The following is a 17559-nucleotide window of genomic DNA, read 5'->3' on the forward strand; positions in this document are numbered from 1 at the left end:
ATCATGTCACAAGCCACTCAAAAAGAGATGACGCTGTTGTCCAATCCGCCAGCGCAAAAACTCAAGCTGTTCGACTCGGAACTGCTGGTGCCGGCCATCGTCGATTCGTTCCGTAAACTGAGCCCGCGCGTGCAAGTGCGCAGCCCGGTCATGTTCGTGGTCTACGTCGGCAGCATCATCACCACGCTGCTGTACTTCCAGGCGCTGTACGGCCAGGGCGAGGCCGCGCCCGGCTTCATCCTCGCCACCAGCATCTGGCTGTGGTTCACGGTGTTGTTCGCCAACTTCGCCGAGGCGCTGGCCGAGGGCCGCAGCAAGGCGCAGGCGGCCTCGCTGCGCAGCCTGAAGCAGTCGGTCACGGCCAAGAAGCTGGCCTCGCCCAAGCATGGCACCACCTGGCTGCCGCAGGCTGCGGCCGACCTGCGCAAGGGACACTTCGTGCTGGTCGAAGCGGGCGACGTGATCCCCATCGACGGCGAAGTGATCGAAGGCGTGGCCTCGGTCGACGAAAGCGCCATCACCGGCGAATCGGCGCCGGTGATCCGCGAATCGGGCGGCGATTTTTCGTCTGTCACCGGCGGCACCCGCGTGCTGTCGGACTGGCTGGTGATCAAGGTCACCGCCAATCCGGGCGAGACCTTCCTCGACCGCATGATCTCGATGGTGGAGGGCGCCAAGCGCCAGAAGACCCCGAACGAAATCGCCCTGACCATCTTGCTGGTGGCGCTGACCATCGTGTTCCTGGTGGTGACCGTGACCCTGCTGCCGTTCTCGCTGTTCTCGGTGGAGGCGGCCAAATCCGGCACGCCGATCAGCATCACGGTGCTGATCGCGCTGCTGGTGTGCCTGATCCCGACCACCATCGGCGGCCTGCTGTCGGCCATCGGCGTGGCCGGCATGAGCCGCATGATGCAGGCCAACGTGATCGCCACCTCCGGCCGCGCGGTGGAGGCGGCCGGCGACGTCGACGTGCTGCTGCTCGATAAAACCGGCACCATCACCTTGGGCAACCGCCAGGCCTCGGCCTTCTACGCCGCCCCCGGCGTGACCGAGCAGCAGCTGGCCGACGTCGCGCAACTGGCCTCGCTGGCCGACGAAACCCCGGAAGGGCGCAGCATCGTGGTGCTGGCCAAGCAGAAGTTCAACATCCGCGAACGCGAGATGGCGGCGCTGCAGGCGGTGTTCGTGCCGTTCACCGCGCAGACCCGCATGAGCGGCGTCGATCTCGGCGAGCAGGGAGCCGTGCGTGCGGTGCGCAAGGGCGCGGCCGACACCGTGCGCCTGTACGTGGAGGCGATGGGCCAGCCGTATCCGGCCGAAGTGGCGCGCGCCGTCGACGACGTCTCGCGCCGCGGCAGCACGCCGCTGGTGGTGGTCGACGCCGGCCGCGTGATGGGCGTGGTCGAACTGAAGGACATCGTCAAGGGCGGCATCAAGGAGCGCTTCGCCGAGCTGCGCCGCATGGGCATCAAGACCGTGATGATCACCGGCGACAACAAGCTGACCGCCGCCGCCATCGCCGCCGAGGCCGGCGTGGACGACTTCCTGGCCGAGGCCACGCCGGAGGACAAGCTCAAGCTGATCCGCAGCTACCAGTCCGAAGGCCGGCTGGTCGCCATGACCGGCGACGGCACCAACGACGCGCCGGCGCTGGCCCAGGCCGACGTCGCCGTGGCGATGAACTCGGGCACCCAGGCCGCGAAAGAGGCCGGCAACATGGTCGACCTCGATTCGAACCCGACCAAGCTGCTCGAGATCGTCGAGATCGGCAAGCAGATGCTGATGACGCGCGGTTCGCTGACCACCTTCTCGATCGCCAACGACGTCGCCAAGTACTTCGCCATCATCCCGGCGGCCTTCGTGGGCACCTTCCCGGCGCTCAAGGCGCTCGACGTCATGCACCTGAGCAGCCCGAACTCGGCCATCATGTCGGCCGTGATCTTCAACGCGCTGATCATCGTGTTCCTGATCCCGCTGGCCCTGAAGGGCGTGCGCTACCGCGCCATCGGCGCCGCCGCGCTGCTGCGCCGTAACATCTGGGTGTATGGCGTGGGCGGCCTGGTGTTGCCGTTCGCCGGCATCAAACTGATCGACGTGGTGCTGACCATGTTCCATCTCGTCTAACGTAGGAGAGCAATCATGACATCCCAAATTCGTCCCGCCCTGGTGCTGTTCGGCGCCCTGACCGTGATCTGCGGCGTGCTGTATCCGCTGGCCGTGACCGGCGTCGGCAACGTCGCCTTCCCGGCCCAGGCCGCCGGCAGCCTCATCGAAGTGAACGGCAAGGCGATCGGCTCCGCGCTGATCGGCCAGTCCTTCTCCTCGCCCAAGTACTTCTGGGGCCGTCCATCGGCCACCGGCCCGATGCCCAACAACGCCGCCAACTCCGGCGGCAGCAACCTCGGCCCGCTGAACCCGGCCCAGAACGACGCCGTCAAGGGCCGCATCGACGCCCTCAAGGCGGCCGAGCCGCAAGGCCAGCCGAACCGGCTGGCGATCCCAGTCGACCTGGTCACGGCCTCGGCCAGCGGCGTCGACCCCGAGCTCAGCGTGGCCGGCGCCCAGTACCAGGTGGCGCGCATCGCCGCCGTGCGCCAGCTGGCCCCGGCCAGGGTCCAGGCCCTGATCGACGCCCAGCGCCAGTCGCAGACGCTGGGCTTCTTCGGCGAGCCGCGGGTCAATGTGCTGGCGCTGAATCTGGCGCTGGACGCGGAAAGTGCGCATACTCGCTAAATCAGCGTTTCCAGCGAAAGTTTAGCGATCCTTCATGTTCCCCAACGATAAAGAACGCCCCGATCCGGACGCCTTGCTGGCCCAGGTGCAAGCCCAGGAACGCAAGGCGGCGCGCGGCAAGCTGCGCATCTACTTCGGCGCCTCGGCCGGTGTCGGCAAGACCTACGCCATGCTGGCCGCCGCGCGCAAGCTGCAGGCCGACGGCCAGCCGGTGCTGGTCGGCGTGATCGAAACCCATGGCCGCAGCGAGACCGCGGCCATGCTGGAGGGACTGGACGTGCTGCCGCTCAGGCAGGTCGCCCACCGCGGCAAGCAGCTCGCCGAATTCGACATCGACGGCGCGCTGGCACGGCGGCCGCCGCTGATCCTGATGGACGAGCTGGCGCATTCGAACGCGCCCGGCTCGCGCCACCCCAAGCGCTGGCAGGATGTCGAGGAACTGCTGGACGCCGGCATCGACGTGCTCACCACCGTCAACGTGCAGCACCTGGAAAGCCTGAACGACGTGGTCGGCGGCATCACCGGCATCCGCGTCGGCGAGACCGTGCCCGACACCGTGTTCGACCAGGCCGACGAGGTGGTGCTGGTCGACATTCCCGCCGACGAGCTGCTGGCGCGCCTCAAGAGCGGCAAGGTGTACAAGGAGCAGCAGGCCGAGCGCGCCTCCAGGAACTTTTTCCGCAAGGGTAACCTGATCGCGCTGCGCGAGCTGGCGCTGCGCCGCACCGCCGACCGCATCGAGGACGACGTGCGCGCCTACCGGGTCGAGCAGTCGATCGGCGACATCTGGAAGACCGGCGCCGCGCTGCTGGCCTGCGTCGGTCCGCGACCGGGCGGCGAGCACACGGTGCGCGGCACGGCGCGCCTGGCCAGCCAGCTGGGCACCGGCTGGCACGCGATCTATATTGAAACGCCGTCGCTGCAACGGCTGCCGGCCGGCCAGCGCGAGCGCATCCTCAAGACCCTGAAGCTGGCCGAGGACCTGGGCGCGACCACCGCCGTGGTGTCCGGCCATGACATCGCGCGCGCCGCGGTGGAGTATGCGCGCAGCCACAACCTGTCGAAGATCGTGCTGGGCCGCGCCCACCCGGGCTGGCCATGGCGCGCGCCGCACATCAAGCGCCTGGCGCGCTACGGGCCCGACATCGACCTGGTGGAGATCGGTGCGCCCAGCAAGGAGGCGGCGCCGGCCGGGCGCGCCGACGCCGCGTCGGCCGCCAGCGCCGCCGACGCCGGCCCGGACGGCGAACCGGACCCGGCGCAGGCGCGCCGGCGCCTGCTCGGCTACGTGGCCGCCAGCGGCGCCAGCGTCGCCACCGCCCTGCTGGCCACGCCCCTGCTGGCCTACCTCGACCTGGCCAACATCGCCATGCTGTTCCTGCTGGTGGTGGTGCTGGTGGCGGTGCGCTTCGGGCGCGGGCCGTCGGTGCTGGCCACCTGCGTCAGCGTGGCCTGCTTCGATTTCTTCTTCGTGCCGCCGCGCTTCACCTTCGCGGTGTCGGACTTCCAGTACCTGATCACCTTTGTCGTGATGCTGGCGGTGGGCCTGATCACCGGTCACCTGACGGCCGACCTGCGCTTCCAGGCGCGGGTGGCCTCGCACCGCGAGAAGCGCTCGCGCGCGCTGTACGAGTTCGCCCGCGAGTTGTCGGGCGCGCTGCAGACCGAGCAGATCTTCGAGACCACCCAGGGCTTCATCCAGCGCGCCTTCCACGTCCGCGCCACCTTGCTGGTGCCGGACGACGCCGGCCGCCTGCTGCCGCCGGCGGCCGCGCCGCGCGAGGCCGACGCCGGCGCCCGCAGCCACCGCATGGCGCTCGACACCGGCGTCGCCCAATGGGCCTTCGACCGCGCCGAAAGCGCCGGCCTGGGCACCGACACGCTGCCGGCCAGCCGCATCTTCTACCTGCCGCTGGTGGCGCCGATGCGCACCCGCGGCGTGCTGGCGATCGAGCCCGAACAGCGGCGCTGGATCTTGATCCCGGAACAGCGCCAGCAGCTCGACACCTTCGCCGCGCTGGCCGCGATCGCGCTGGAGCGGGTGCACTACATCGAGGTGGCGCAGAACGCGCTGGTCAACATGGAGTCCGAACGGCTGCGCAACTCGCTGCTGGCGGCGCTGTCGCACGACTTGCGCACGCCCCTGACCTCGCTGGTGGGCCTGTCGGAAACGCTGGCCGGCTCCAAACCGGCGCTGGCGCCGGCCCAGCTGGAAGTGGCGGCGCTGCTGCACGACGAAGCGCTGCGCATGAGCGCACTGGTGTCCAACCTGCTCGACATGGCGCGCATCCAGAGCGGCGAAGTCAAGTTCAACCTGCAATGGCAGGCGCTGGAGGAGGTGGTCGGCAGCGCGCTGCGCGCCAGCGCCTCGCTGTTGCAGGGGCACACGCTGCGCACCCGGCTGCCGCCCACGCTGCCCTTGCTCAGCTATGATGCCGTGCTGATCGAGCGGGTGCTGTGCAACCTGCTGGAAAACGCCGCCAAGTACACGCCGCCCGGTTCGCGCATCGAGATCGCCGCCGCCCTGCGCGGCGCCTGGATCGACGTCATGGTCTATGATGACGGTCCGGGCCTGCCGCATGGGCGCGAGGAAGCCGTGTTTGAAAAGTTTACCCGCGGCGAGCGCGAGTCGGCCAAGCCGGGCGTGGGACTGGGGCTGGCGATCTGCCGCGCCATCGTCGAGGCGCACGGCGGCCACATCCACGCGGCGGCGTCGCCGCTGGGCGGGGCCGCCTTCGTCATGACGCTGCCGCTGGGCACCCCGCCGGCCATGCCGGAACCGGAAACCGAGGGAAGTTTATGAGCACCACCGACACCGCCCCCACCGCCTTGCTGGTGGAAGATGAACCGCAGATCCGCCGCTTCGTGCGCAGCGCGCTGGAGCAGGAGGGCTGGCAGGTGCACGAGGCGGCCACGCTGCAGCGCGGCCTGATCGACGCCGGCACCCGCAAGCCCGACCTGGTGGTGCTCGACCTCGGCCTGCCGGACGGTGACGGCATCGACTTCATGACCGACCTGCGCAAGTGGTCCAGCGTGCCGGTGATCGTGCTGTCGGCGCGCGTCAACGAGGCCGACAAGATCCGCGCGCTGGACGCCGGCGCCGACGATTACCTGACCAAGCCTTTTGGCGTGGGCGAGCTGCTGGCGCGGGTGCGCGCCACCCTGCGCCGCCAGCGCCAGCCGGCCGCCGACCACGCCGGCCTGATCCAGTTCGGCGACGTCGTGGTGGACCTGCAGAACCGCCGCGTCACGCGCGGCGGCGAGCATGTGCATTTGACGCCGACCGAATACCGCTTGCTGGCGGTCCTGGTCGGCAACGCCGGGCGCGTGATGAGCAACCCGCAACTGCTGCGCGCCGTGTGGGGGCCGTCGCAATCGGAGAACGGCCACTACCTGCGCATCTACATGGGGCACCTGCGCCACAAGCTGGAGGCCGACCCCACCCAGCCGCGCTACCTGCTGACCGAAACGGCGGTCGGCTACCGCCTGCAACTGCCGGCCTGAGGCCGCGCCGCCAGGCTAGTCGCGCGCCAGGATCAGGTAGTCCTGGCTGTCGCTGCGGGTGAACAGCGCGAAGCCGCGCCGGGAGAGCATGTGCAGCATGGCCGAGCCGTCGCGGCAGGCCGCGACCAGGCGGCGGTGCTTGTAGTGCGTGCAAAAGAAGTCGACCATCAGGTTGCCCACGCCGCGGCCGCGGTAGCTGTCCTCGACCGCCATCGCGTGCAGTTCGCGCTGCATGCTCTTCTGTCCGTCCACCCCCAATATCATCATGTAGCTGACCACGCGGGCATCGATTTCGCAGACCCAGAATTCGATCGGCACGGTGGTCTGGCCGCCGCTCCACAGGTCGCGCAGCGCGGCGCCGTCGACGATGCCGGCCGTGAAACTGGCGGTCAATGCCGCCTGGCGCACGCTGTCGGTGACGGCCTGGTCGAAGCCGCCGCTCTCTCCGCCCGAGGTGGTCAGCCGGATGATGGCGGCCACATCTTCCGGGATCGCGCGCCGGATGGCCGAATCGAGGATGCGCCGGTGGCGTTCGCGGCGGGCGGCGTCGCGCACCTTGCGCGCATGGCGCAGCAGCGCGTCGCGCCGGCCGCGCAGGTAGAGCGCCAGCAACGCGACGATGGCGTACAGCAGCGCGCTTTGCAGGAACTCGTACAACAGCAGGGAAGGGCCGTCGTGCTGCCCACGCGTGGCGGCGTAGTCAAACACGCGGGCCAGACTGGACAGGACGACAAACAACAGCGCCGCGCGCCGCCCCAGCAGCCAGGCCGCCAGCGCGGTCGGCGCCACCAGGAAGGGCGAGTAGGAGATGCCGGCGCCGGTGTCGACGTCGAGCAGGAAGATCAGCGCCTCCAGTGCCAGCAGGCCGGCGAAGATCCAGCGGCGGCTGGCGTGGCGCGCCAGCCGGCGCAGGCGGAGTTGAATATTTTTGGTACGTGGCATAAAAACCTGAGGTCTTTGTGGGCGAGGGTGGGGCCTACAGCATAAAGAAAAGACAGGCTAAACGTCGTACGATACGATGACAAGTTAATATTTGTTTAAAATTGTAGCGGGCACTCTTTACATTGTTTTACTTGGGAAACACTTGTATTTCCCCATTATTTGCTCAGCGTGCGCATGGCGCGCTCCAGGCCGTCCATGGTCAGAGGGAACATGCGATCGTTCATCAACTGGCGGATGATGGCGATCGACTGCCGGTACTGCCACACGCCCTCCGGCTCCGGATTGAGCCAGGCGAACTTGGGGAAGGCGCTGGTGAAGCGCGCCAGCCAGGCGCTGCCCGCCTCCTCGTTGTTGTACTCGACCGAGCCGCCCGGCTGCAGCACCTCGTAGGGGCTCATGGTGGCGTCGCCGACGAAGATCAGCTTGGTGTCCGGCGGGTATTTGCGCAGGATGTCCCAGGTCGGGAAACGTTCCGAATTGCGGCGGCGGTTGTTCTTCCACATGTAGTCGTACACGCAGTTGTGGAAGTAGAAGAACTCCATGTTCTTGAACTCGGTCTTGGCGGCAGAGAACAGTTCCTCGGTGCGCTCGATGTGGTCGTCCATGGTGCCGCCGACGTCGAACAGCATCAGCACCTTGATGTTGTTCTTGCGTTCCGGCTGCATCCTGATGTCGAGGAAGCCGGCGTTGTTGGCGGTGGCGCGGATGGTGGCGTCGAGCGCCAGTTCGTCCTCGGCGCCCTGGCGCGCGAACTTGCGCAGCCGGCGCAGCGCCACCTTGATGTTGCGGGTGCCGATCTCGCGTTCGCCGTCGTAGTCCTGGTAGGCGCGCGCCTCCCACACCTTGACCGCGGTGCGGTTGCCGCCCTTGCCGCCGATGCGCACGCCCTCGGGATTGGTGCCGCCGTTGCCGAATGGCGAAGTGCCGCCGGTGCCTATCCACTTGCTGCCGCCCTCGTGGCGCTCCTTCTGCTCCTTCAGCAGCTCGTTGAGGCGGTCCATCAGCTTGTCGTAGCCGAATTTCTCCAGCTGCGCCTTCTGCTCTTCGCTCAGCTCGCGCTGCATGCGCTTGAGCAGCCAGTCCAGCGGGATCGCGGCGTTGGTCTCGAAGGCGGCATTGATGCCCTTGAAGTACTGGGCGAAGGCGCGGTCGAACTTGTCGAAGTGGGCCTCGTCCTTGACCAGCGTCAGGCGCGACAGGTAGTAGAAGTCGTCCATCGAGGCCTCGATGACGTTCTGCTGCATCGCCTCGAGCAGGGTCAGGAACTCCTTGATCGTGACCGGGATCTTGGCGTCCTTGAGGGTGAAGAAGAAATCGATCAGCATGTCAGCTCGTCCCGTGTAGCGCCAGCTTGTAGCGCAGCTGCGCCTTGATTTCCGGCCATTCGCCGGCGGTGATGCTGTACATCACGGTGTCGCGCACGGTGCCGTCGCGGCGCAGGCCGTGGTGGCGTAGCACGCCGTCCTTCCTGGCGCCGAGGCGCTCGATCGCCGCCTGCGAGGCGAAGTTGAAGTTGTCGGTGCGCAGGCCCACCAGCGCCGCGCCCAGCGTCTCGAAGGCGTGCGTCATCAACAGCAGCTTGCAGGTGGTGTTGACGTGGCTGCGCTGGCGGCTGCGCGCATACCAGGTATAACCGATCTCCAGGCGGGCGATGGCCGGCACGATGTCGTGGTAGCTGGTGGTGCCGATGACGGCGCCGCTGGCGACATCGACCACGGCGAACGCCAGCCGGCCGGGGCGCATCTCCAGCGCGGTGGCGATGTAGGCGTCGACCTGTTCCGGCTCGGGCACCGAGGTCACGCGCAGCGTCCACAGCGCGCCGTCGTGCGCGGCCGCGCGCAGGCCGTCGGCGTGCTGCGGGCCGAGCGGTTCCAGGCGCACGTCGTGCAGTTCCAGCGTGACGGGGGCGATCGGGGCGGCGGGATGGGCGAGCTGGTGCATCAGCGGTTGGCCCGGTTCATGGCCACCAGGCGTTCGAACAGGTGCACGTCCTGCTCGTTCTTGAGCAGGGCGCCGTGCAGCGGCGGCACGATGGCCTTGGCGTCCTTGCTGCGCAGCGCCTCGGCCGGGATGTCCTCGGCCAGCAGCAGCTTGAGCCAGTCGAGGAATTCCGACGTCGACGGCTTTTTCTTCAGCCCCGGCACGTCGCGCACCTCGTAGAAGGTTTGCAGCGCCTGCGCCAGCAGTTCCTTCTTCAAGTTCGGGTAGTGGACGGCGACGATCTGCTCCATCGTGTCGCGGTCCGGGAACTTGATGTAGTGGAAGAAGCAGCGGCGCAGGAAGGCGTCCGGCAGTTCCTTCTCGTTGTTGGAGGTGATGATGACCAGCGGACGGTGTTTGGCCTGCACCATTTCGCGGGTTTCGTAGACGTAGAACTCCATGCGGTCGAGTTCGCGCAGCAGGTCGTTGGGGAACTCGATGTCGGCCTTGTCGATCTCGTCGATCAGCAGCACCACCGGCTCGGGCGCGGTGAAGGCTTGCCACAGCACGCCCTTGACAATGTAGTTGTGGATGTCGCGCACGCGCTCGTCGCCCAGCTGGGAGTCGCGCAAACGCGACACTGCGTCATATTCGTACAGTCCCTGTTGGGCCTTGGTGGTGGACTTGATATGCCACTGCATCAGCGGCATGTTCAGCGCGGCCGCCACTTCCTCTGCCAGCATGGTCTTGCCGGTGCCCGGCTCGCCCTTGATCAAGAGCGGGCGTTGCAGCGTCAAAGCCGCATTCACGGCCAGTTTCAGGTCACTGGTCGCGACGTACTGGTCGGAACCTTCAAAGCGTTGTTTGGCGTGCATGCGTGTCGATCTCAAAAAGAAGGGGGATAGGCGAGAGTATAGGGGAGTTCGTTAGAGGGAGTACTCGGCCGGGCGGGCTTGACAGTGTGTTGTTGCGGCAATGATTCCCTGTAGCGTAGCCGAAAGTCTTGAGTTAGAATCGCAGGTTAATAGTGCAAAAGTCAAGTTTTGCATCCGCGGTAGTATCCGATTACTTACCTTGCAAATACCATGAAAAAAATCACCGCACTCCTCGTGCTCGCAGGCCTCGCCCAATTCGCCACGGCGGCCGACATCGTGGGCAATGCCCAGAACGCCAAGGCCAAGATTGAAATGTGCATCGGTTGCCACGGCATTCCCGGCTACAAGGCCACGTTCCCGGAAGTGTTCCAGGTGCCGATGATAGGCGGCCAGTCGGCCAAGTACATCGAGGGTGCGTTGAAGGCGTATCAAAAGGGTGACCGCAAGCATCCGTCGATGAAGGGGATCGCCGGCAGCCTGTCGGACCAGGACATCGCCGACGTCGCCGCGTTCTATTCGCAGCAGACCGCCACCGCCACCGCCGCGAAATGAGGACCGACGACATGAAAAAACTGATCACCGCGCTGTTCTGCTCCGCCGTTTCCTTCTCCGCCATGGCCGGCGGCAACATCGACTCTGGCAAGGCGCTGGCCGACAAGTACAGCTGCTTCGCTTGCCACGGCAAGGATTTCAACACCCCGATCGACCCGAGCTATCCGAAGCTGGCGGGCCAGCACAAGGATTACCTGGAGCACGCCTTGACCGCCTACAAGCGCGGCGACGGCGCCAACGGCCGCAACAACGCGATCATGACCGGCCAGGTCAAGCCGCTGAGCAACCAGGACATCAAGGACCTGGCGGCCTACCTGCACAGCCTGCCGGGCACGCTGGCAGTCCACCGCTAATCTATTCATCGGGGGTCAAGTCTGACATTCGGACACGACCTCTGCTGTAGCGGCTGCTACAGCAGAGGTCGTGTCCGAATGTCAGACTTGACCCCCGCCTTATTTGAGGCGGCGCTTGATCGCTTCGATGTAGGCGTCGCCGTCCGGCGGCGTGCCGTTGCGCTGGGCGTTCCAGATCATCTCGCCCAGGCATTCCATGATTTCATGCTGCGCCGCGTGCGCGTCGTCGAGCTTGAGCGTGAGCGCGGTGGCGGCGTCGCGGATGCCGCGCGGCTGGTCGATCGAGATTTGCTCGTCGATCGACAGGTGCATCGATAAATGCAAAAACGGATTGGCTTGCGCGCCGTCCACCGAGTAGTCGCGCGCCAGCGCGGCGTCGACGTCGCTCAGCACGTCGTGGTACTCGGGATGGTGGCGCACCCAGTCGGCCGCCATGGTTTCAAGCGGCGTCAGGATTTCGTTGGCGCGCTGCTTGCGGAAGGTCTCGCAGAAGAAGCGGCGCACGTCGTCGGAAGATGGATTAAACATGGCGCCATTGTACCCGCTGGCTACAATGTGTACTGCGGCCCCGCGCCATCATGGCAATTACCTAAACTTGACGGATCGATCATGCTCAATCAAACCGCCCTCGATACCCTGTTCTACAACGCCCGCACCCACAACGGCTGGCTGGACCGCGCCGTCAGCGACGCCCAGCTGGAACTGCTGTACGACCTGATGAAATGGGCGCCGACCTCGGCCAACGGCTCGCCGGCGCGGCTGGTGTTCGTGCGCTCGCCGGAAGCCAAGGCCAGGCTGCTGCCGGCGCTGTCGGCCGGCAATGCCGACAAGACCATGGCGGCGCCGGTCACCGTCATCGTCGGCATGGACATGGAGTTCTACGAGAAGCTGCCGCAGCTGTCGCCGGCGGTGGACGCCCGCTCCTGGTTTGCCGGCAACGACGCGGCGATCCAGGCCACCGCCTTCCGCAACGCGTCGCTGCAAGGCGGCTATCTGATACTGGCGGCGCGCGCCATCGGCCTCGACTGCGGACCGATGTCCGGCTTCGACCACGCCAGGGTGGACCAGGCCTTCTTTGCCGGCAGCGCGCTCAAGTCCAACTTCCTGTGCAACCTCGGCTACGGCGACGTCGCCAAGCTGCGTCCGCGCGCGCCGCGCCTGGCGTTCGACGAGGCTTGCCGCATCGCGTGACCAACCCCGTGTGATTAAGCGATACGCTTGCCGGGGCAGACCCCGCATGGCGGTGCGGGGTAAAAAAAACGGGACAGTCAGACTGTCCCGTTTTGCCTGGCCGATCACTTCAGCCGATCTTCTTTTGCGGCTCGTCGGCCGGCGCCTCCGTGCCGCAGGTCGAACCCGGCGCCTCCGGATTCGGCCGCGGCGGATGCGGCTGGCGCAGATAGCGCGAACCGTGGTGCCGGCGCTCGTGGCCGTTGGCCGGCCAGGTCAGGAAGCGCGACAGCTCCTGCAGGGCGCGCTGGTAGACGTCGCGCTTGAATTCGATCACCACGTCCAGCGGCACCCAGTAGTCGTGCCAGCGCCAGGCGTCGAATTCGGGATGGTCGGTCAGGCGCAGGTTGACGTCGTTGTCGCGGGCGCACATGCGCAGCAGGAACCAAATCTGCTTCTGGCCACGGTAATGGCCGCGAATCTCACGCTTGATGAAGTGGTCGGGCACTTCGTAACGCAGCCAGTCGCGCGTGCGGCCGACGATCTTGACGTGTTCTGCCCGTAATCCGATCTCTTCTTCCAGCTCCCGATACATCGCCTGTTCCGGCGTTTCTCCGTATTTGATGCCGCCTTGCGGAAATTGCCATGAGTGCTCGCGCACCCGCTTGCCCCACCACACCTCGTTCTGGGCGTTTAGCAGGATGATGCCGACGTTGGGCCGAAACCCTTCACGATCGAGCATTTTGCACCTCAAACTTTCTGCGACCGAGCTCCCTGCTTATATTTTTGCCCACAAAACCGCGCTCCGGCTGGGTTTTCGGGGTACGAAAACGGCCGGAGAGGCATCAATTGAACGCATTTGTATAAAGTATGGACGCATCAGCCAGCTAATCCTTTAAAATTAGGTTGATTATAACTCTCTCTTTTTAAAAAGAATTCACCGTATGCGCGCCTCACGATTTTTTATTTCCACGCTTAAAGAAGCGCCGTCCGACGCAGAGATCGTCAGCCATCAGTTGATGATGCGCGCCGGCATGATCAAACGCCTCGGTTCGGGCATTTACACCTACATGCCGATGGGCTTGCGCGTCATCCGCAAAGTCGAGGCCATCGTCCGCGAAGAGATGAACAAGGCCGCCGCCATTGAGCTGCTGATGCCTTTGGTGCAGCCGGCCGAGCTCTGGCAGGAGACCGGACGCTGGGACAAGATGGGGCCGGAGCTGATGCGCGTGAAGGATCGCCACGGCCGCGATTTCGCGATCCAGCCGACTTCGGAAGAAGTCATCACCGATGTGGTGCGGTCGGAAATTAAATCCTACCGGCAGCTTCCGTTGAATTTTTACCACATTCAGACCAAATTCCGCGACGAACGCCGTCCCCGTTTCGGCCTGATGCGCGGCCGCGAGTTCACCATGAAGGACGCCTACTCCTTCGACCGCGACCTGGCCGGCCTGCAGGCGTCGTATAAAATCATGTTTGACGCCTACGTGGCGATCTTCACCCGCTTCGGCCTGAAGTTCCGCGCCGTGGCGGCCGACAACGGCGCCATCGGTGGCACCGGTTCGCACGAATTCCACGTCATCGCCAGCACCGGCGAGGACGCCATCGTGTATTGCGAGAGCTCGGACTACGCCGCCAATATGGAAGCGGCCGAAGCGCTGCCGCTGGCGGCAAGCCGTCCGGCCGCGGCCCAGGCGCTGACCAAGACCTCGACCCCGAACGCCACCAAGTGCGAAGCGGTGGCCGAGCTGCTCAAGCTGGAGCTGTCGCAGACGGTCAAGACCATCGCGCTGACGGTGGAAACCGAAACCGACGGCAAAGTAGCTAAACAGTATTTCATGTTGCTGCTGCGCGGCGATCACGAGCTGAACGAAGTCAAGGTCGGCAAGGTGGCTGGCCTGGCGGCGCACCGCTTCTCGACCGAGGCGGAGATCCTGGAAGTGTACGGCTGCGTGCCCGGCTACCTGGGCCCGATCGGCACCCACGCCCCGGTCACCGTGGTGGCCGACCGCACGGTCGCCAACATGGCCGACTTCGTGTGCGGCGCCAACGACGCCGGCTTCCACTATACCGGCGCCAACTGGGGCCGCGACATGGCCGAGCCGACCATCGTGGCCGACCTGCGCAACGTGGTGGCGGGCGACGCCTCGCCGGACGGCAAGGGCGTGCTGGCGATCGAGCGCGGCATCGAAGTGGGCCACGTGTTCCAGCTGGGCACCGCGTACTCCGAATCGATGAAGGCCACCTTCCTCGACGAGAACGGCAAGCCAGCGCCATTGCAGATGGGTTGCTACGGCATCGGCGTGACCCGCATCCTGGGCGCGGCGATCGAGCAGAACTTCGACGACAAGGGCATCATCTGGCCGACCTCGCTGGCGCCGTTCGAGCTGGTGCTGTGCCCGATGGGCATGGACCGCAGCGAGGCGGTCAAGCAAGCGACCGAGCAGCTGTACGCCGACGCGCAGGCGGCCGGCATCGACGTCATCCTCGACGACCGCGGCCTGCGTCCGGGCGGCATGTTCGCCGACTGGGAGCTGATCGGCGTGCCGCACCGCGTGGTGATCGGCGACCGTGGCCTGAAGGAAGGCAACCTGGAATACCAGGGCCGCCGCGACAGCGAAGCGACCGCCGTGCCGGTGGCCGACATCGTCAGTTTCATCAAAGGCAAAATGGCGGCGTGAACGTGAAGCCCATGCTGGCCGGGTGTGTGGTGGTGCTGGCGCTGGCCGGCGCCGTCGGCAGCGCCCACGCCGGCAACCAGAAGGAAGAAGCGCTGGCCGATTCGGTTCGGCTGGCGCTGTCGAACGCCATCAAGGATGCGACCCCGCCGCAGCCGAGCTTTCGCACCGACACCGAACGCCAGCGCTACCAGGGCTGGCTGGCGCAGGTGTCGTCGCGCCTGAAGCGCAAGCTGCCCGACGAGCAAACCCGCAACGAGTTCCTGACCACCGTCTGGTACGAGGCGCGCCGCGCCGGCCTGGAGCCGGGCATGGTGCTGGGCCTGATCCAGGTGGAGTCGGCCTACCGCAAGTACGCGGTGTCGATGGTTGGCGCGCGCGGCTATATGCAGGTGATGCCGTTCTGGACCAATGTGATCGGCGACCGCAACCGCAGCGCGCTGTTCAATATGCAGACCAATCTGCGCTATGGCTGCGCCATCCTGCGCATGTACATCGACATGGAGGCGGGCAACCTCTACCTGGCGCTGGGCCGCTACAACGGTAGCCGCGGCAAGCCGGAGTATCCGAACGCCGTGCTGTCGGCCTGGAACAACTGGAAAGAACCGGGGGTCAAGTCTGACATTCGGACACGAACTCTGCCGTAGCGGGGCATACGGCAGAGTTCGTGTCCGAATGTCAGACTTGACCCCCATGTTGTAAGTGCAATAAAAAATGCCGTCATCGCGTGAGCGAGGACGGCATCCCGGCGCGGCTGTACTGGCCGCTGCGCTTATTTCAGGTGGTCGGAAATGAGCTTGGTCATTTCGAACATGGACACTTGTGCTTTGCCGCCGAACACAGCTTTCAGCTTGTCGTCGGCATTGATCATGCGGCGGTTGGCCGGATCTTGCAGGTCGAGCTTCTTGATGTAATCCCAGACTTTTTTGGTCACTTCGGTGCGTGGCAGCGGGGCGGCGCCAACCACGGCGGCCAGGGTGGCCGATGGCGTCATCGCTTTCATGAAGGCGGCGTTCGGTTTGCGCGGTGCGGCCGGTGCGGCTGCTTTTTTCACTGCTGCTGGCTTGGCTGCTGCTTTTACTGGTGCTGCCTTTTTCGCGGCTGCCGGTTTCGCGGCGGCTTTCTTAGCTGGTGCTGCTGCTGGGGTTTTTTTGGCTGTTGCCATCTTCGAGCCTCCTTAACGAACACATGGAAAATTGCGCAATTGATCGCACCGGCTAATATTGGTGGTGATTTACCGAGTATGCAAGTGTTTTTCGCGTTTTTTCCCGGAAACACCACGTAAACACGGGCTTTCACCGGGCAGCGCACCGCGGCGGCGCGCTTTTCCCTCTGTGACGCAGGCTTTGCCCCGGCTTAGCGCATGCCCGGCATCATGCCCTTCATCGAGCGCATCATCTTCATCATGCCGCCGCCGGACAGTTTTTTCATCATGCTCTGCATCTGCTCGAACTGGGTCAGCATGCGGTTCACTTCCTGCACCTGCACGCCGGCGCCGGCCGCGATGCGGCGTTTGCGGGTGGCCTTGATCAGCTCCGGCTTGGCGCGTTCCTGCGGCGTCATCGAGTCGATGATGCCGACCATGCGCCGCACCTGCTTGTCGGCCTGGTCCATGTTGGCGCCGCCGGCGGCCTGCTGGAACTGCGCCGGCAGCTTGTCGACCAGGCTAGCCATGCCGCCCATTTTCTTCATCTGGCCCAGCTGCGCCTTGAAGTCGTTCATGTCGAACTTGCCGCCGGACTTGACCTTGGCCGCTAATTCCGCGGCGGCCTTGGTGTCGACGCCTTTGCGCGCCTCTTCCACCAGCGCCATGATGTCGCCCATGCCCAGCACGCGGCTGGCCATGCGCACCGGGTCGAACGCTTCCAGGCCGTCGAGCTTTTCCGACACGCCGGCAAACTTGATCGGCTTGCCGGTGATGTGGCGCACCGACAGCGCGGCGCCGCCGCGGGCGTCGCCGTCGAGCTTGGTCAGCACGATGCCGGTCAGCGGCAGCGCGTCGTTGAAGGCCTTGGCGGTGTTGATCGCGTCCTGGCCCAGCATGGCGTCGACCACGAACAGGGTTTCGATCGGCTTGACCGCCGCGTGCACGGCGGCGATTTCCTTCATCATCTCTTCGTCGATGCCCAGACGGCCGGCGGTGTCGATGATCAGCACGTCGTGGTAGTGCTTCTTGGCCCAGTCCAGCGCGGCCAGCGCGATGTCGACCGGCTTGTCCTGCGCGGTGGATGGGAAGAAGTCGGCGCCCACTTGCGCGGTGACCGATTGCAGCTGGGCGATCGCGGCGGGACGATACACGTCGGCCGAGACGGTCAGCACTTTCTTTTTCTTTTCTTCCTTCAGGTACTTGGCCAGCTTGCCGACGGTGGTGGTCTTGCCCACGCCTTGCAGACCGGCCATCAGGATGATCGCCGGCGGCTGCTGGGCAAAGCTCAGCTGCGCAGCTTCGGGGCCGAGGTCGGCGCCCATGAGGGCGGCCAGCTCGCGCTGCACCACGCCGACCAGGGCCTGGCCCGGCGTCAGCGAGGAGATGACCTCCTCGCCCAGGGCCTTTTCCTTGACCTTGGCGATGAATTCGCGCACGGCGGGCAGGGCGACGTCGGCCTCTAGCAGCGCCAGGCGCACTTCGCGCAGCATCTCGGCGGTGTTGGCTTCGGTCAGGCGGGCCTCGCCGCGCATGGTTTTAACGACCTTGGCAAGGCGTTGGGTAAGATTGTCTAGCATGATGAACCCGGAATGAACAGTGGCCGTCATTTTACCCCATCGGGCAGGCCGCGGGCGCCGGCGGGCCTGTTATCATTTACGGCATGAACCGAGCGCACCTCTTAGTAA

At 65.7% G+C, this 17559-nt stretch carries 17 protein-coding genes; 9 read left to right on the plus strand and 8 right to left on the minus strand.

What is annotated here, in order from left to right:
- Positions 1 to 3: 3 nt before the first annotated feature.
- Genes kdpB through kdpE form a run of 4 tightly spaced genes read left to right on the plus strand, consistent with a single transcriptional unit; the run spans position 4 to position 6237 of the window.
- Positions 4 to 2124 carry a potassium-transporting ATPase subunit KdpB gene (gene kdpB, locus KVP70_RS04720; RefSeq protein ID WP_416053878.1) on the plus strand — a complete coding sequence of 707 codons (2121 nt, stop codon included), beginning with the start codon at positions 4 to 6 and terminating at the stop codon, positions 2122 to 2124.
- 15 nt (positions 2125 to 2139) lie between these two features.
- A complete protein-coding gene (kdpC, locus tag KVP70_RS04725; protein ID WP_217940922.1) occupies positions 2140 to 2733 on the plus strand; it encodes a potassium-transporting ATPase subunit KdpC in 594 nt (197 codons plus the stop codon).
- 34 nt (positions 2734 to 2767) lie between these two features.
- On the plus strand, positions 2768 to 5536 hold the full coding sequence (gene kdpD / locus KVP70_RS04730) for a two-component system sensor histidine kinase KdpD (RefSeq protein ID WP_217940923.1): 2769 nt from the start codon (positions 2768 to 2770) through the stop codon (positions 5534 to 5536).
- Positions 5533 to 6237, plus strand: coding sequence for a two-component system response regulator KdpE (kdpE, locus tag KVP70_RS04735; protein WP_217940924.1), 705 nt, complete (start codon positions 5533 to 5535; stop codon positions 6235 to 6237). Before kdpD ends, kdpE begins: the two co-directional genes overlap by 4 nt.
- Before the next feature lie 15 nt (positions 6238 to 6252).
- Here the strand turns inward: kdpE and KVP70_RS04740 are convergent, their stop codons facing one another.
- From KVP70_RS04740 to KVP70_RS04755, 4 genes are all read right to left on the minus strand, one after another.
- On the minus strand, positions 6253 to 7179 hold the full coding sequence (locus tag KVP70_RS04740; RefSeq protein ID WP_217940925.1) for a GNAT family N-acetyltransferase: 927 nt from the start codon (positions 7177 to 7179) through the stop codon (positions 6253 to 6255).
- Positions 7180 to 7334: 155 nt separating this feature from the next.
- Positions 7335 to 8504: a vWA domain-containing protein gene (locus KVP70_RS04745; RefSeq protein ID WP_217940926.1), complete on the minus strand. Its 1170-nt coding sequence runs from the start codon at positions 8502 to 8504 to the stop codon at positions 7335 to 7337.
- 1 nt (position 8505) lies between these two features.
- Entirely contained in the window at positions 8506 to 9120 is a 615-nt protein-coding gene (locus KVP70_RS04750) for a GNAT family N-acetyltransferase (protein ID WP_217940927.1), read from the minus strand.
- Positions 9120 to 9974, minus strand: coding sequence for an AAA family ATPase (locus KVP70_RS04755; protein WP_217940928.1), 855 nt, complete (start codon positions 9972 to 9974; stop codon positions 9120 to 9122). The genes KVP70_RS04750 and KVP70_RS04755 overlap by 1 nt, the downstream gene beginning before the upstream one ends.
- A gap of 210 nt (positions 9975 to 10184) precedes the next feature.
- Between KVP70_RS04755 and KVP70_RS04760 the strand changes: the two genes are divergently transcribed.
- The gene (locus tag KVP70_RS04760) at positions 10185 to 10526 is read left to right on the plus strand and encodes a c-type cytochrome (protein WP_217940929.1); all 342 of its coding nucleotides are present in this window, start codon (positions 10185 to 10187) and stop codon (positions 10524 to 10526) included.
- 11 nt (positions 10527 to 10537) lie between these two features.
- The gene (locus KVP70_RS04765; RefSeq protein WP_217940930.1) at positions 10538 to 10879 is read left to right on the plus strand and encodes a c-type cytochrome; all 342 of its coding nucleotides are present in this window, start codon (positions 10538 to 10540) and stop codon (positions 10877 to 10879) included.
- 99 nt (positions 10880 to 10978) lie between these two features.
- Here the strand turns inward: KVP70_RS04765 and KVP70_RS04770 are convergent, their stop codons facing one another.
- A complete protein-coding gene (locus tag KVP70_RS04770) occupies positions 10979 to 11407 on the minus strand; it encodes a DUF1841 family protein (protein WP_217940931.1) in 429 nt (142 codons plus the stop codon).
- A gap of 81 nt (positions 11408 to 11488) precedes the next feature.
- On the opposite strand from KVP70_RS04770, the gene KVP70_RS04775 reads away from it, so the two are divergent.
- Positions 11489 to 12070 carry a malonic semialdehyde reductase gene (locus tag KVP70_RS04775; RefSeq protein WP_229224597.1) on the plus strand — a complete coding sequence of 194 codons (582 nt, stop codon included), beginning with the start codon at positions 11489 to 11491 and terminating at the stop codon, positions 12068 to 12070.
- Between the two features lie 109 nt (positions 12071 to 12179).
- Here KVP70_RS04775 and KVP70_RS04780 read toward each other — a convergent pair whose 3' ends face one another.
- Complete coding sequence (locus tag KVP70_RS04780) at positions 12180 to 12791, minus strand: RNA pyrophosphohydrolase (RefSeq protein ID WP_217940932.1); 612 nt, start codon at positions 12789 to 12791, stop codon at positions 12180 to 12182.
- A 202-nt stretch (positions 12792 to 12993) separates the two neighbouring features.
- On the opposite strand from KVP70_RS04780, the gene KVP70_RS04785 reads away from it, so the two are divergent.
- Both KVP70_RS04785 and KVP70_RS04790 read left to right on the plus strand, forming a co-directional pair.
- Complete coding sequence (locus KVP70_RS04785) at positions 12994 to 14730, plus strand: proline--tRNA ligase (protein ID WP_217940933.1); 1737 nt, start codon at positions 12994 to 12996, stop codon at positions 14728 to 14730.
- Between the two features lie 11 nt (positions 14731 to 14741).
- Entirely contained in the window at positions 14742 to 15374 is a 633-nt protein-coding gene (locus tag KVP70_RS04790) for a lytic transglycosylase domain-containing protein (protein ID WP_217941165.1), read from the plus strand.
- Positions 15375 to 15499: 125 nt separating this feature from the next.
- On the opposite strand, the gene KVP70_RS04795 is transcribed toward KVP70_RS04790, so the two are convergent.
- Together KVP70_RS04795 and ffh are read right to left on the minus strand one after the other, a co-directional pair.
- Positions 15500 to 15892: an SWIB/MDM2 domain-containing protein gene (locus KVP70_RS04795; RefSeq protein ID WP_217940934.1), complete on the minus strand. Its 393-nt coding sequence runs from the start codon at positions 15890 to 15892 to the stop codon at positions 15500 to 15502.
- A gap of 191 nt (positions 15893 to 16083) precedes the next feature.
- Complete coding sequence (gene ffh / locus KVP70_RS04800) at positions 16084 to 17451, minus strand: signal recognition particle protein (protein ID WP_217940935.1); 1368 nt, start codon at positions 17449 to 17451, stop codon at positions 16084 to 16086.
- Positions 17452 to 17559: the final 108 nt, after the last annotated feature.

The organism is Duganella violaceipulchra (genome assembly GCF_019166075.1).
Taxonomy (GTDB): Bacteria; Pseudomonadota; Gammaproteobacteria; order Burkholderiales; family Burkholderiaceae_D; genus Rugamonas; species Rugamonas violaceipulchra.

Bases quoted from the DNA above. Each gene is read 5' to 3' on its own strand.
- kdpB (WP_416053878.1), top strand. From the start codon at position 4: ATGTCACAAGCCACTCAAAAAGAGATGACGCTGTTGTCCAATCCGCCA.
- kdpC (WP_217940922.1), top strand. From the start codon at position 2,140: ATGACATCCCAAATTCGTCCCGCCCTGGTGCTGTTCGGCGCCCTGACC.
- kdpD (WP_217940923.1), top strand. From the start codon at position 2,768: ATGTTCCCCAACGATAAAGAACGCCCCGATCCGGACGCCTTGCTGGCC.
- kdpE (WP_217940924.1), top strand. From the start codon at position 5,533: ATGAGCACCACCGACACCGCCCCCACCGCCTTGCTGGTGGAAGATGAA.
- KVP70_RS04740 (WP_217940925.1), bottom strand. From the start codon at position 7,179: ATGCCACGTACCAAAAATATTCAACTCCGCCTGCGCCGGCTGGCGCGC.
- KVP70_RS04745 (WP_217940926.1), bottom strand. From the start codon at position 8,504: ATGCTGATCGATTTCTTCTTCACCCTCAAGGACGCCAAGATCCCGGTC.
- KVP70_RS04750 (WP_217940927.1), bottom strand. From the start codon at position 9,120: ATGCACCAGCTCGCCCATCCCGCCGCCCCGATCGCCCCCGTCACGCTG.
- KVP70_RS04755 (WP_217940928.1), bottom strand. From the start codon at position 9,974: ATGCACGCCAAACAACGCTTTGAAGGTTCCGACCAGTACGTCGCGACC.
- KVP70_RS04760 (WP_217940929.1), top strand. From the start codon at position 10,185: ATGAAAAAAATCACCGCACTCCTCGTGCTCGCAGGCCTCGCCCAATTC.
- KVP70_RS04765 (WP_217940930.1), top strand. From the start codon at position 10,538: ATGAAAAAACTGATCACCGCGCTGTTCTGCTCCGCCGTTTCCTTCTCC.
- KVP70_RS04770 (WP_217940931.1), bottom strand. From the start codon at position 11,407: ATGTTTAATCCATCTTCCGACGACGTGCGCCGCTTCTTCTGCGAGACC.
- KVP70_RS04775 (WP_229224597.1), top strand. From the start codon at position 11,489: ATGCTCAATCAAACCGCCCTCGATACCCTGTTCTACAACGCCCGCACC.
- KVP70_RS04780 (WP_217940932.1), bottom strand. From the start codon at position 12,791: ATGCTCGATCGTGAAGGGTTTCGGCCCAACGTCGGCATCATCCTGCTA.
- KVP70_RS04785 (WP_217940933.1), top strand. From the start codon at position 12,994: ATGCGCGCCTCACGATTTTTTATTTCCACGCTTAAAGAAGCGCCGTCC.
- KVP70_RS04790 (WP_217941165.1), top strand. From the start codon at position 14,742: ATGCTGGCCGGGTGTGTGGTGGTGCTGGCGCTGGCCGGCGCCGTCGGC.
- KVP70_RS04795 (WP_217940934.1), bottom strand. From the start codon at position 15,892: ATGGCAACAGCCAAAAAAACCCCAGCAGCAGCACCAGCTAAGAAAGCC.
- ffh (WP_217940935.1), bottom strand. From the start codon at position 17,451: ATGCTAGACAATCTTACCCAACGCCTTGCCAAGGTCGTTAAAACCATG.